The sequence below is a fragment of the Sorangium sp. So ce836 genome, assembly GCF_028553905.1.
GTDB lineage: Bacteria > Myxococcota_A > Polyangia > Polyangiales > Polyangiaceae > Sorangium > Sorangium cellulosum_D.
In genome coordinates this window covers 3533060-3547001 of sequence record NZ_CP102233.1, presented here as the reverse complement: position 1 = coordinate 3547001, position 13942 = coordinate 3533060, and the positions used below count along the sequence as shown (strand labels likewise).

The following is a 13942-nucleotide window of genomic DNA, read 5'->3' as shown; positions in this document are numbered from 1 at the left end:
AATCCGTGCCGCACCGGCTGCATGTGGAGGCTGGAGGTGCCGCGAGCGAGCAAGCGCCGCGCAGCACCGCGAGGACTTTGCTAGAGCACCGATCAGGTTGATTTTGTGACAATCCCCGGCGCTTCGATGGAAGGCTCGACCGTCTCGCCGGGCCATGATCTCGTCCGCGGCCGGAGGTTCACGGATGGAACGATGGTCGCCGCCGGTGGAGCTGTCGCGGCAGGAGCAGTCGCTGATGAAGCGGCTGACACGCGTGAGAGCCCTGTTCGGCTTTCTCAGGCTGCACCGGCACGAGCTGTTTGATGAGACGTTCCAGGAGCAGCTGGAGGGCATGTACCGGATGACGGGGGCAGGCGAGCCGCCGCATCCGCCGGCGCTGATGTGCATGGTCACGCTGCTCCAGGGCTACGTCGGCGCATCCGATGCCGAGGCGGTGGAGCTGTCCGTCGTCGACCTGCGCTGGCAGATGGTGCTCGGCTGTCTGGGTGCGGCCACGCCTCCGTTCTCGCAGGGCGCGCTGCAGGCGTTCCGGGAGCGGATGGTAGCGCACGAGATGGACCGAGTGCTGCTGGAGCGGACCGTGGCGCTCGTTCGGTCCGGCGCGATGACGGAGGGCGAGAGGCGTGCGGTGTCCAAAGCGCTGCGCGTGGCCATCGACAGCCGCCCTTTAGCGGGGGCCGGGCGGGTTGAGGACACGATCAACCTGCTCGGCCATGCTGCGCGCAGCATCGTCGGCGTCGTGTCGAAGATCACCGGGCGTCCTGCCGAGGAGATCTGCCGCAAGGCGGGCATCCCGCTGCTTCTGGCGCCCAGCATCAAGGCCGGGCTCGACCTCGACTGGAGCGACCCGAAGCAGAAAGCGGCGGCGGTCCAGATCCTGGAGCGGCAGGTCTCGTCGCTGCAGCAGTGGGTGGACCGGCATCTGGACGACGTCGTCGAGCAGCCACTTCGCACCTATCTTGATGCGCTCACACAGGTTCGAAACCAGGACCTGGAAACAGCCGAGGATGGCACGATTCGCATCCGGCAAGGCGTTGCGCCCGACCGCCGTGTCTCCATTGAGGATGTCGAGATGCGCCACGGCCGCAAAAGCCGCTCGAAGCGGTTCGACGGCTACAAGGAACACATCGCACGCGACCTTGACCTTCCCGTCATCGTCGCCTGCGCCGTCACACCAGCGAATCGGCCTGAAGAAGAGGGCGCCGCGCCGCTCGCCGAGGACGTCCAGCATCAGGGGCTACGTCTGGTCGAGCTTCACATCGATCGCGCCTACGTGAACAGCCCGGTCGTTGACGACGTGCTCCGCGCGGGCGGCCAGGTGTTCTCGAAACCTTGGGGCCAGCGGGCTCGCAGCCCCGGTTTGTTCAGCAAGCGCGACTTCAAGATCGACCTGCGCGCCAAGACGATCACGTGTCCGGCAGGACAGGTCGAGGTATTCGAACCGGGCGACACGGTCGAGTTTGATCCTGAGGAGTGCGGCGCGTGCCCTCTGCGAGCTAAGTGCACCCAGGCCGCTTCCGGACGAGGTCGGACGGTATCGATCGCCAAGGACGAAGCCCTGCAGCGCAAGTTCCGGAAGCTGCAGCAGACCGGGCCGGGGCGCGAGGTGCTCCGGCAGCGGACAGCTGTGGAGCATGCGCTCGCCCACATCGCAGCGCGGAAAGGACACAGCGCGCGCTACATCGGCGCCAGGAGAAACCTGTTCGACCTCCGCCGCGCAGCGGCGATCCAAAACCTCGAAGCGGCCCAGCGGCTGATGCAGGAGGCGGCGTAAACCATTGGAATTAGATGGTTTTCAACATGTTCGGCGCTCTAGGGGCTGCGCGCCTGCGCTCCGTGCTGCCGGTGTGCAGCCCGCTGCGGGCGAGCCGCTGCCTCGGACCGAGCGGGCGGAGCGGGGCCCACGGATCATCACGAGGGCGGCACGTCATGGACGCGCGGCTCGGCGGGGCGCCGCCGCCCTCGGTGCCGCACCGAGCTGGAGCGCGCCCGCACGTTCGGTGCACACCTTGCCCGGCGCGCGCCTTGTGGGACCAGGACCGCTCGGATAGGCTCCCGCCGCTCAGCGCACCGGCGCGAGGAGGATGGATCCGGATGATCCGGCGAAAAGGAGCCTGCCAAGTGCAATTGCCTGCTTTGGGTATCGCAGCGGTGAGCGCGGAGGGGAGCGCCTGGGTCGCCCGTCCCCTCCTCTTCCGGGCCGGCGGCATCGGACGCCGCCTCGTCGCGCTGCTCGCGCCCGCGCTCCTCGTCGGGTGCGGTTACACCGAGTTCGAGATGCAGGCCCAGCTCGACCGGTCCGAGCGCCTCCAGCGCGAGCTGCAGACCAGCCAGCAGCGCGTCCGCCAGCTGGAGCAGGACGTCGCGCGCGGGGGCGCCGCGGCGCCGCCGCGGGAAGATCCGCTCTCCGCGGAGGGCATCGATCTCGGCACCGGGCCGGGCGCTGGGGCGCATCGCGGCGAGGCGGCCGGGGCTCGCCCGCCGTCCGATCGCGACAATGGCGTCCTAAGGGCGTTCCTCCCGGTCGCCGCCGGGGACGTCACGGTCGCGCCGCGCGACGGCCGCGTGGTGATCTCGATCCCGACCCGGGTGCTGTTCAAGGGGAACCGCGACGCGCTCTCCCCGGCGGGCGAGAAGATCCTGCGGGACGTCGCCGCGATCATCCGCAGCCATGAGCCGCTCAAGGGCCTCGACTACAAGGTCGTCGGCCACACGGCGGGCGGCGCGCCGGGCGTCGCGCCGGGCGTGGCGTGGCGCAACGGCTGGGACGTGACGGTCGCCCAGGCGCGCGCCGTGCTGCTCTTCCTCGCGCAGCCCAAGGAGGCTGGGCTGCCCGTCGCGCGCTTGAGCCTGGCGAGCTTCGCCGACCTGCCGCCTGCCGACGCGGGCGGCGGCGCCCCGGCGCAGGCGCCGGAGCCGCGCCTGGAGATCGTGGTGGAGGGGACGGCGCAGATCGCCGAGAGCCCGGCCGGCGAGGCCCGGCCCGCCGGCGAGGCGCCTCGCCCGGCCGGCGAGGCCCACCCCGCCGGCGAGGCCCGCCCCGCCGGCGAGGCCCGCCCCGCCGGCGAGGCCCGTCCGGGCGCCGGCGTGAAGGGCGGGGACGACACGTATCCCTGAGACCGAGCCGCGCGCGGCCGAGGGCATGCGGCCGCGGCGAGCCCCTCATGCGCCGCGCAGCACCTCGACCCTCCTCCTGAGCGCCCCGGCGTCGCCGAGCTCGCCCAGCACCGCGCGCACCGCCTCCGGCGCGGCGGCCGCCACCGCGTCGTGGACCCGCGCCCGCAGCCGCCGCCCGCTCGCGGCGAGGTACGCGGCCGCGAGCGCCGCGGCGACCTCGCCATCGGCGCCGCCGCGCTGGAGGAGCGACCCGGCCAGCGCGCAGAGCGCCTCGATCGCCTTGGCCACCTGCGCGCCGTAGATCGGGTGGGCCGAGTCGACGCCCTGCTCACTGCACGCCGCCAGACACCGCGCCGTGCTGGTGAGCCGGCCGAGATCGGTCGGCTCTCCGCGCTCCCAGAGCCCGGACGCGAGCTGCTCCTCGAACATGCGCCCGAGGCCGGCGCCCTGGGGCTCGGTCCCTCCGGGAGCAGCGCCCGGCGCCGGCGCGGGGGGCGCGCCCGGCCCGGACCCGTGCTGCTGCCCCGCGGGTCCGCACCGCGCCACCGCGCCGGCAGGGGCCGCGGCGCTCGGCTGGAAGAGCTGCTTCGCGCGCGACAGCAGGCCGCGGGCGGCCGGCGCCGAGCTGCCCTCTGCAGCCCTGGGCGCCGGCGCCGACATCGCCACGGGCGCGGGCGCCGAGGCCCTGGCCTTCATGAAGGGGCTGGCCTTCATGGAGGGAGGCATCATCATCGGACCGCCCATCGCGGCGAACGCGGCGGCCGGCGCCGCCGGGCCGCGGCGGCTCATACCCCACCCCGCCGGAGCGCTCACCGGCACCGGCCTCGCCTCGGGCTGCCCGTGGGCCCGCCGGTCCCCCGTGCGCCGCTCGATCACCACGAACGACGCGTGCTTCGAGGCGACCCGGTGCCGGACCGCGAGGTCCACGATGCGCTTCCGCATCGCCTCCGCGCGCTTGCCCGACATCCCGCGCTCCGACGCCTCGAGCTCCCGCACGCGCGCGCCCGCCCACAGCGCCTCGAGCCCGGGCCGCGACGCCTCCGCCTCGAGCTCGACCGGCACCGCGAGGTGGAAGCGCTCCCCGCCCAGGCTCCCGCGCAGCTCCACGCGCCCCACCCCCGGTCGCTCGTAGCGGCCGTAGAGCACCCACGGCTCGCCGTCGACCAGCGCCGGGAGCTCGGCCGGCGAGAGCTCGCCGACGTCGACGCCCTCGAAGCGCGCCTCGAGCCCGGTCACCCGGATCGCCGTCGCCCGCGCGAACTGCGCCGTCACCTTCTCGTCGATGCGCTCGCCCGGGTGGATGAGCTCCGCGGCCCCCTGCGTCCGGCGCGCGAGATCGTTCACGAGCAGATCGCTCACGTTCGTCCCGATCCCGAACGTGTAGACCCGCACCCCCTCGCTCTGCTCGGCGACCCGGTCGACGATCTCGGCCTCGTTGCCCACCTGGCCGTCGGTCAGCAGCACGACCACGCGGTCCCGATCCTTCAGGACCACGCGGTCCCGCCCCTTGTCGCGGAGCATGCCCGCGGCCGCGAGCAGCGGTTGCAGCATCTCGGTGCCGCCGGACGCCACGAGGCCCTCGACGAACGCGTCCGCGGCCTCGAGGGTCCGCTGCGTGAACGGGGCGAGCGACGGCTCCATCGCCCGGAACGTGTTGGAGAAGGCGATCACCCCGAACCGGTCCCCCTCGGCGAGGTGGCGGAGGCACAGCCGGAGCGCGCGCTTCGCCTGGTCGATCGACTCGCCCTGCATCGAGCCCGACACGTCGACCACGAACACGACGTCGCGCCGGGCGGGCGACCGCTTCGCGTCGAACAGATCCGGCACGACGGTGAGCGCGAAGGTCCCCTCCTTGCCGGCGGCCCGGTCGCAGACGATCCCCGCCTGAACGCCCGGCGCGCCCGTGGCGATGAGCACGATGTCCCGATCGAGCGCGGCCTCGTCGCCCCGGAGCGACACGCGCTGCCGCCCCCCTCCCTCGCGGCGCACGGCGAGCGCGTGCGAGGGGCTCTCGATCGCGACGTCGCGCCCCAGATCGAAGACGATATCCACGGTGATGCCGTAGTCGACCCGCGCGATCTCGGGCGAGATGCGGTCGGCGTCGGGCACCTGATCGGTGGGCTCGTGGGCGCCGTGCGCGGTCCGCTCGCCCCCGGCCTTGCCGGGGATGTAGCGGGGCGCGACAAGGGTCGGGATCATGAGCCGCAGCGCCCCCTCGTCGGCCTGGAGCGGCTGCACGAACGCGACCTCGACGACCGTCTCCTCCCCGGGCAGGAGGTTGCCCACGCTGGCCGTGAACACGTTGCGGCGCTCCTCGTCGAGCAGCGCCGCGCCGTGGCCGGCGGCGACCGCCTCGTCGTAGGCCTGGAACGCCTCCTCGCGCTCCTTGACCTCCCCCTCGAGCCTCCGGCCGGCGCACTCCATGGCGAAGCCCGCGATGCTCGCCTCGCTCGGCAGCGGGAAGGTGTAGATCGCCTCGATCGGCCGGCGCTCCTCGTTCCTGTAGCGCTGCCGCACCACGAGCCGCGCCGCGCCGCCGAAGACCTCCCCCGAGAGGGAGACGCCGAGCAGCGGGACCGGGTGCCCCTCGGAGGAGCGTAGACACGAGCGCGGCGTCGCCGCCGGAAGCGAGGGATCGATGGACGGGATCATCGCGAGCCTTTCGGGGCAAGGGTTGCGTAACGAGACTCGATATCGAGGGCGATGCGCCGCGATCGCTCCGGCGCGTCGCTCCGCACGTGGAGCTCGACGCCGTCGGCGATCTCGACCCGCTCCCAGCGCTCGCCGCGCGGCGCTCCGGCGGCGGGCGTCGACGCCGCGGCCGCCTCCGCCGGACCGGCGCAGCCGCCCGCCTTGGTGGGGGGCGGCGCCCCCGCGGCGATGCGCTCGATCTCCTCCAGGCCGGCGCCCGCGAGGCGCGCCTGGATCTCCTCGAGCGGCAGGTGCGCCTGCTGGAGGACCTTGATGGCGCGGAGCCGGACGAGGTGCTCGCGCCCGTAGGAGGTGTCCTTCCCGCGGAACTCGGGCGCCGGCAGGAGGCCGCGCTGCACGTAATACCGCACCGTGCGCGGCGCCACGCCCGCCTCGCCCGCGAGCTCGTCGAGCTTGTACGTCATCACGACGAGCATCCTGATTCACGACACTTCTACTGTCAAGTAGACACCCACGACCGCCGCGCGCCTCGGGCCGAAGGGCGCGCCGCCGGTGTGGACCGGGGCGCCGGTCTCCGCCGCAAAGCTGCTCCCGTGGGCGGCCCAGGGAGGATCGGTGAGCTGCGCGTCGTACTCGCCGACGGCGTCGGTCGATGGACGGCGTCGGAAACGTGTGATGTCCTGACACATTCGGCGCACCTCGGCCTTCACGTGAAGGACCTGGTGCGGTGAGGGCATCAAGCGTTTCGTGTTGGAGAGATGAGGAGGTCCGCGGCTCACATGAAGCTTTCGAAATTCGCGCTCTTTGGGATGATCGCTCTCGCCGGGTGTTCAGCAGGAGAGGGAGGAACGCAGGACGAGGACACGGGGCAGATCGAGCTGAACCTGATCGGCGCTGCGGCGTCGGGCAACGTGTACCGTCTGCGCGACGGGATCGTGATGGTCCAGGGCCCTCAGAACACGATCTTCTTCAACACCGAGGACGACCCGAACCGCTTTCGCCTGAGCGCGGACGTCCCGGCGGGCAGTTATTACACGTTCCTTCAGGAGGGCTGGCGGCTCGAGCGCCTGAACCTGGACAACACGATCGAGCCGGTGGAGGCGCAGTTCCTCTCGCCGAACCCCCAGTGGTTCAACGTCTACGCCGACCAGAACACGCTGGTCCCGCTGCGCTTCCGGGTCGGCGGGGACGACGTGGTGCTCGACCGGGGCTCGTTCGACATCGTGATCGAGGTCGAGGAGGCGCCCTCCGCGTCGACGCTGTGCACCGACGACAGCCAGTGCGGGCCGGGCGAGACGTGCTGCGTGGCGGGCTTCGTCGGCACCTGCACGCAGCTCGGGGCGGGCGAGTCGTGCCCGCTGCCCGACCTGACCGTCTCCGCGGACGTGGCGCGGTTCAGCCTGAGCATCGGCCACGAGAGCTTCCCGGCGGACAGCTGCGCGATCGTGGAGGGCTGCGTGGGCGGGGCGGGCGACCGCCGCCTGATGCGCTTCTCGACCGAGACGCCGAACGTCGGCGAGGCGGACATGATCCTCGGCGATCCGACGGCCGTCGACGGCTTCGAGTACTCGGCGTGCCACGGCCACTACCATTTCGAGGGGTATGCCCGGTACGAGCTCCTCGACGGGACCGGCGCGGTCGTCGCGACCGGCCACAAGCAGGCGTTCTGCCTGCTCGACAGCTCGCCGGTGGGCATCCCGGGGGCGCCGTCGACGCCGCGCTTCCACTGCGGCTTCCAGGGCATCCAGCGCGGCTGGAGCGACGTCTACAGCTCCGGCCTCGACTGCCAGTGGGTCGACATCACCGGCGTGAGCCCGGGCGACTATCTCCTCCGCATCACGATCAACGCCGATCGCACGCTGCCGGAGAGCGATTACGGCAACAACACGATCGAGGTCCCCGTGAGCATCCCGGAGGACGGCCCGACGGTGCCCGGGGATCCGCTCTCGGCCTGCTCCAACCCGGTGGGCGGCGAGCAGCGCGACTGCGGCTGGTCGATCGCGCCCGGCTACGAGGCCGTGGCGTGCGACCCGAACACGGTGATCACCGTGGGCTGCGGCTGCCCTGGCGGCACCTGCATGAACGATCCGATGATGCGGGTGTGCGACGGCGCCTCGGCGTGCACCGCCGCGGCGGCCCTGTCCTCGGTGGATGACGCGTGCGGCTACTGCCCGCAGACGCAGTTCGTCTGCCCGGAGAGCGGCGTCTACACGGTGCTCGTCGCCTCGTACGACGCGATGGCCCCGTTCACCTGCGACGTCTCCGCCACCGTCGCGACCCCGTAATCCGCGGCCTCGCGCCCGGTCCATCTCCTCCTCACGGTCCGCCCGCGCGCGTGCTACGAGAGCGCCGCGCGGGCGGCGGCGCGCTCGCGGGGCGGCGGAGGGCCGTCCCACAGGGCGCGCCCCGCGTCGGGCCGCAGGAGACGCGATGCGCCCTATTCGAGACAGCGATCCGGCGAAGGGGAAGTGAGCGTGTCGTTCGGCGTAGACCGTGGTTGATGTCGGCGGCTGCCCTCTTCGATATCCATGGCGTGGCGATGAGCTTTCTCCGGAGATCCACGGCGGCCGCGGCGCTGCTCGCGAGCGCGCTCGCGCCGAGCCTCGCCGCTGCCGCGCCCGACGCGCCGCTGCCCCATGCGAAGCCGCCGGCCGAGCCGTCCGCCGCGGCGCCGCCGGCTGGGCGCGAGGCGCCGCCGGCTGGGCGCGAGGCGCCGCCGGCCGGGCGCGAGGCGCCGCCGGCTGGGCGCGAGGCGCCGCCGGCCGAGTCGCCACGGGATGCACCGCCGCCGGACGCGCTTGTCCCGCCGACGCCGCTCACGCCGCTCGGCGCCGACTACCCTGCTGGCGCGCACGGCGACGCGCTGGTCCGCCTCGTCCTCACCGTCAACGCGGATGGGACGGTCCGCTCCGCGGTCGCCGAGGGGGGACAGGAGCCGTTCGCCTCGGCCGCCGTCGCGGCCGCGACGTCGTTCCGCTTCGCGCCGGCCACCCGGAACGGCGCGCCGGTCGCCGCGAAGATCCGCGTCGAGGTCCGCTTCACCGAGGCCGCGCCGCCCGCGCCGCCGGACGCGTCCGCGCCTGCAGCGGCGCCTCCGCCCACGCCCGGCGGCGGACCGGCCCGGGCGCCCGAGCCGCCGCCGGGCGCGCCGCGATCGCTCGAGGTCACCGTGCATGGGGAGCAGCAGGCGCCCGGCGTCTCCAGCTTGAGCCGCGGCGAGGTCAGGATCGTCCCCGGCGCGTTCGGCGACCCCTTCCGCGCGATCGAGATGCTCCCCGGGGTAACCCCGCTCGTCACGGGTCTACCGTTCTTCTACGTCCGCGGCTCGCCGCCGGGCAACGTCGGTTATTTCCTCGATGGCGTCCGCGTCCCCTACCTCTATCACCTCGGGCTCGGGCCCTCCGTGGTCCATCCCGGCATCGTCGATCGCGTCGACCTTTATCCGGGCGGCTATCCCGCGCGTCACGGTCGGTACGCGGGCGGGATCGTCGCTGGCGAGACGACGCCGCCGCTCCCGTACTGGCACGGTGAGGGCATGCTCCGGCTCGTCGACGTGGGCGGGCTCGTCGAGGGTCCGTTCGCCGGCGGCCGCGGGGTCGCGCTCGTGGGCGGCCGCTACTCCTACACGGCGCTGCTCCTCTCGCTGGCCGCGCCCGAGGCGGCGCTCGACTACTGGGATTATCAGGCCCGCCTGTCGTACGAGGTCGCCCCGCAAGGTCGGGTGAGCCTCTTCGCGTTCGGCGCGCACGACTACCTCGGAGACGAATCGGCCGGCGAGACGACGACCCTCTTCGACACGACATTTCACCGGATCGATCTCCGGTACGACCATGCCTATGGCCAGGGCAGCGCGCTGCGCGGCGCGGTGACGCTCGGCCACGACGAGACGGGGATCGAGGGCGGCCAGAAGGCGCTGACGCGGAGCATCGGCGCGCGCCTCACGCTCGCTCACCGGCTGCGCGACGAGACCGTGATCCGGGCTGGCATCGACGCCGTGGTCGACGACAACGAGCTCGACCTCGGGACCGACGTCGGCGACTCCCCGGGCGGCGTCGCGCCGGACGATGACGATGATGACGTCTCCGTCGGCGATCTCCTGTTGAGCCGCGTCGACTTCACGGCGGGCGGTTACATCGAAGCCGACATTGCGATCACCCCGCGCCTGCGCATCACCCCGGGGCTCCGGCTCGATCTCTACCATTCGGACGGCGCGGTCGCGCTCGGCGTCGATCCGCGGCTCTCGGCGCGGCTCTCTCTGGGGCGCGGCGTCACGTTCGTGCAGGCGCACGGCCTCGCGTCCCAGCTGCCGAGCTTCGTCGTTCCGATCCCTGGCGTCCGCCCGCGCCTCGACGACGGGCTCCAGCGGAGCTTCCAGTCGAGCGCCGGCCTCGAGTTCGCGCTGCCGGCGGACATCGACGCGACGGTCTCGGTGTTCCACAACGCGTTCTTCAACATGACCGACGCGCTCGGCGCCGCCGGCTTCCAGTCGATCGACAAAGCCTTCACGCTCCGCGCGCTCGGCGCCGCGACCGGCGTGGAGCTGTCCGCGCATCGGCGGCTCACGAAGCGCATCGGAGGATTCGCGTCGTACACGCTGTCCCGCTCCACGCGGAGCATCGGCCGCAGCCGGCAGGTGACCTCGGTCGATCGGACCCACGTGGCGAACGCCGCGTTGACCTACGATTTCGGCCGCGGCTACAGGGCTGGCGGGCGCTTCGTGTTCTACTCCGGGCTCCCCCAGCGCGTCGGCGGCGTGGCGCTCCCGCCGGGCAGCGGCGTCCCCGGCGGGTTTGGGTCGGCTGCGGGCGCGGAGCCCCGGTGGGAGCGGCTGCCGCCGTTCTTCCGCCTCGATGTCCGCCTGGAGAAGCGCTGGTCGATCGGGAAGTCGGGCTGGCTGGCGGTGGTGCTCGACGTGCTCAACGCGACGATGTCGAAGGAGAACATGCCGCGGATGTGCGATGGGTTCGGGCCGTGCGAGCCGACGGAGTTCGGGCCGGTCACGGTGCCGAGCCTCGGGCTGGAGGGCGGGTTTTGAAGGCGTGGGGCGAGGTGAGCTTGAAGGGTGCGCCCGGCGGCGGGCGTGTCGGCGGGGCGCGATGCGCCGGCGACCGCACCTCAAGGTCCATGAGGCCGGTCTCTGGCACCCGGCTCATCTACAGCCGGTCTTGCCGCCGCGGGCGCGTTCGATGATCATTTCATCGCCATGCAGACCATTCTGGGCAAGATCAACGGCACGTTTCTCGTGAACCTGCTCACCCAGTCGTACCCGGTCTCGAAGTCGATCCGAGCCGCGGTCGCGTACGCCGAGCTGCACGAGCCGCTGATCGATCACCTTCGCCGGCATCCCGAGGTTCGCCTGAAATTCTATGGACGGATGGATGAGACCGGCGCCGTCGCGGTCCAGCTCCTAGACTGGTTCCTCAAGAAGGCTCCTCCGACGGTCGAGTGTTTCCTGGTGAACGGCGCCTACCACCCCAAGGTCATCTGGTGGCACGGGTACGGAGCGTACATCGGCTCGGCCAATCTCACGCGTAACGGGTGGGAGAAGAACATCGAGGCCGGCCTCTTTCTCACAGAGGATGAGTTGGAAGACTGCGGAGTCGCCGAGCAGCTCGACAACCTGTTCGAGGAGCTGGACCGGATCTCGCTCCGTTTGACTAACGAGCTGTACGCGAAGCTCGATGATATCGAGAAGGAACGCCGCCGCATCCGGCTGCACATCGACAGCCTCAAGCGAAAGTACGACGATATACTGGGCAAGGAGAAGCCATACGCCGGGCAGACGTTCGTGTTCCGGCCCAGCGAGCGCCCGTCGAAAGCACGTCAGGAGTTCGTGGATGAGTGGCGTGAGACGCTTCAGCTCATGCGGACGCTGTGCCGTGACTTCGATACCATGAAGAAGAGGCCCGTCTGGGTGCCCGCGACGGCGAACCCCACGGTCCACTTCGACCAGTTCCTGCACGGCTACTACTACCACATCGTACTAAAGTCGTTTGACGAGGGCGACAGCGGCGCGAAGGTCGGGTGGCTCTACGAACGCCATAAGGCGTCCCCGGAGCGGGCGCTCGCCACTGCGGCTGACTGGTGGGCCAGCCTCAGCGAGCCTCCCTCGAAGGGCGCCTATGATAAGGCATACTTCATCCGCGAGCGTGCGCCTCGCATGCAAGAGCTACTCACGAGAGCCACGCTCGAAAGCATGACCGAGGAGACGTTCGTGGAGGCCATGATCAACGTATACGCCTTCCGCGACCATGCCCGTCGTATCGAGAACTCAACCTACGGGCTCCCAGCCGATCACCATGAATCTGAGGATGAACGGGTCGAGCGATTTGCGAAGTGGATCTGGACCAGGCACTCCGACACCGGCAAGAGCGTCGTCGATCTCCTCCGGTTCGTCATCTACGCTAGCGATCCCGTCGACGCCGTGGATCGACTGTGGATCGCGACAAGAGATAAACGGTGGAGGCTTCCGCGCCTTGGCAAGAGCTCCCTCGGCGAGGTTCTCGGTTGGGCCAGGCCTAACGACTATCCGCCTCGCAACGACCGCACCAACAAGGCTCTCCGAGCGCTCGGCTACGACGTACAGGTCTTCAAGTAGGTGAGCGCCTCTCCGGATCCGTCGGCACAAGCGGCTTTCGTAGAAGCTGGGCACGCCACCGTTCGACAGCCAGCGCGAGCGTCCCGACCCTCGGTGCTGCTCATCCTAAAGGCGCCCGTGACGAGCAGCGCTTCGAAGCGCGCGAGGTCTACCAGCCGACCGTATGGCGAATTTGTGCGGCATACCGCCTGCCCGCCGCAGCGGCTCGCGACGAGGACGATAGGGCAGTGCCCTCGTCAGGCCCCCTCAACAAGGGTGAGCGGGACGATGACCGAGAACCCTTTCGTCTTCTTGAACGACATCCGATGCACGAAGTTCGTCATGGCATTGGATGGGTCGAGCCTGTCCAAGTTCAGCCGCTCGAACGTGGGGCGGACGAAGTTGACGCCGAGGATCGTCATCGGCCCCTTGTGCCCGGTGCTAACGTCGAGGAGCTCCGTCGAGACATTCACGACGACCCGCTCAACTGGTAGCAGCGCGAAGATCTCACGGGCCACGCGCAATGCACAGCTACATACGTGATCCTGGTAGAGCTCCCAGTAGCGCCCAGCAGGTATGGTCTTCACGGAGAGCTTGCCTGCCGCGGTCAGCCGCCGCTCCTCGGTGGGAACGATCTCCTGGTCGCGCACGGCACAGGTGACGACAATCCCGCCCGGCTGAACCTCGTCGAGCGATACGACGATCCCGAGCTCGCTCAGCTCGTCGAAGGGCGCAAGGTAATCCAGCACTGCCCTGTAGGCTTCGAGATCGTGCGAGAGGACGCCGTGGGCCACGCGGCTGTACCACTGCCACTGGGCCATGGCCTGCTGGTGCTGCTGTAACGCCATGTGATGCTCGGCCTGGTCTCCCTGTCGCGCCCGCTCGATGTCCTCGGTCAGCGCTTGTCTTCGCCTGACCTCCTGCTTGAACAGCTTCTCTGTGAGCGACGGCTCGTAGGTCTGGAGCGCATGCTGTGCCGCCGCTTCTTGGCGCCCGCTGAACACAGGCGGCTGCGGCGGCGCTGCCGCAGCGATCTGTCGCCAATCCCAAGGATTCCAGCACTCTTTGTGGACGGAGACGATGACCTGGAGGTAGTTCTCAAAGAGCGCCACTTCATAGGCCGCCCGTTGTTGCTCTTGCATCCGCTCGGCTGCCGCCATCTGGGCCATCAGTTCGCGACGACGACGGAGCGCGTCGCGCTCCGTACGGCGCCTGGCAGCGGCTTCGGCCCTCTCGATACGACGCGCGGTCGCCACGGTGCTTCGAACGAATCCACGCCAGCCCATGATGGATAGCAGGCTACAACGAACTGGATTCGGCGGTCAACCTGTACGATGACCTACACGGTGGAACCAGCTACGCCGCGTTGGTCTAGCCGCGCCAAGGCTTCGCTCTTCCCGAACCGCTGTCGGCGAGCGCGACCCGACCACGGTTGTGGGCTGAGCGTCAGGGGGAGCTCCCAGCCGACGAACAGGAACCTCCGGCTGACCCGGCTCAACACCGAAAGGGGAGATGCGGTGTCCTCCCCCTGCGCCGAGCGCTGAGACCATTAGCACATGCCCAGAGGGTTGGTCCTCCCCCGCTTCCGCGGACAGT

9 protein-coding genes are annotated in these 13942 nt (G+C 70.7%); 5 read left to right on the top strand and 4 right to left on the bottom strand.

The genetic code is table 11. The features are described 5' to 3' along the window. The first annotated feature begins 184 nt into the window (after positions 1-184). Positions 185-1774, top strand: coding sequence for an IS1182 family transposase (locus NQZ70_RS13010; protein WP_129572542.1), 1590 nt, complete (start codon positions 185-187; stop codon positions 1772-1774). Positions 1775-2121: 347 nt separating this feature from the next. Next, on the top strand, positions 2122-3117 hold the full coding sequence (locus NQZ70_RS13005) for a hypothetical protein (RefSeq protein ID WP_165373934.1): 996 nt from the start codon (positions 2122-2124) through the stop codon (positions 3115-3117). A gap of 45 nt (positions 3118-3162) precedes the next feature. Here the strand turns inward: NQZ70_RS13005 and NQZ70_RS13000 are convergent, their stop codons facing one another. The 3 genes from NQZ70_RS13000 to NQZ70_RS12990 are packed head-to-tail and all read right to left on the bottom strand — an operon-like array spanning position 3163 to position 6506. Next, entirely contained in the window at positions 3163-5769 is a 2607-nt protein-coding gene (locus tag NQZ70_RS13000; RefSeq protein WP_129574503.1) for a VIT domain-containing protein, read from the bottom strand. Further along, on the bottom strand, positions 5766-6245 hold the full coding sequence (locus NQZ70_RS12995; RefSeq protein WP_129574502.1) for a helix-turn-helix domain-containing protein: 480 nt from the start codon (positions 6243-6245) through the stop codon (positions 5766-5768). The genes NQZ70_RS13000 and NQZ70_RS12995 overlap by 4 nt, the downstream gene beginning before the upstream one ends. 6 nt (positions 6246-6251) lie before the next feature. Beyond that, complete coding sequence (locus NQZ70_RS12990) at positions 6252-6506, bottom strand: hypothetical protein (RefSeq protein ID WP_129574501.1); 255 nt, start codon at positions 6504-6506, stop codon at positions 6252-6254. A 42-nt stretch (positions 6507-6548) separates the two neighbouring features. Here NQZ70_RS12990 and NQZ70_RS12985 point away from each other — a divergent pair, with 42 nt between their 5' ends. From NQZ70_RS12985 to NQZ70_RS12975, 3 genes are all read left to right on the top strand, one after another. Further along, positions 6549-8054 carry a lysyl oxidase family protein gene (locus NQZ70_RS12985; RefSeq protein WP_165373933.1) on the top strand — a complete coding sequence of 502 codons (1506 nt, stop codon included), beginning with the start codon at positions 6549-6551 and terminating at the stop codon, positions 8052-8054. 215 nt (positions 8055-8269) lie between these two features. Next, positions 8270-10804, top strand: a complete 2535-nt coding sequence (locus NQZ70_RS12980; protein ID WP_129574499.1) for a TonB-dependent receptor domain-containing protein — start codon at positions 8270-8272, stop codon at positions 10802-10804. Between the two features lie 168 nt (positions 10805-10972). Next, positions 10973-12367, top strand: coding sequence for a phospholipase D family protein (locus tag NQZ70_RS12975; RefSeq protein WP_129574498.1), 1395 nt, complete (start codon positions 10973-10975; stop codon positions 12365-12367). 236 nt (positions 12368-12603) lie between these two features. Here NQZ70_RS12975 and NQZ70_RS12970 read toward each other — a convergent pair whose 3' ends face one another. Beyond that, complete coding sequence (locus tag NQZ70_RS12970) at positions 12604-13632, bottom strand: hypothetical protein (RefSeq protein ID WP_207217822.1); 1029 nt, start codon at positions 13630-13632, stop codon at positions 12604-12606. Positions 13633-13942 lie beyond the last annotated feature (310 nt).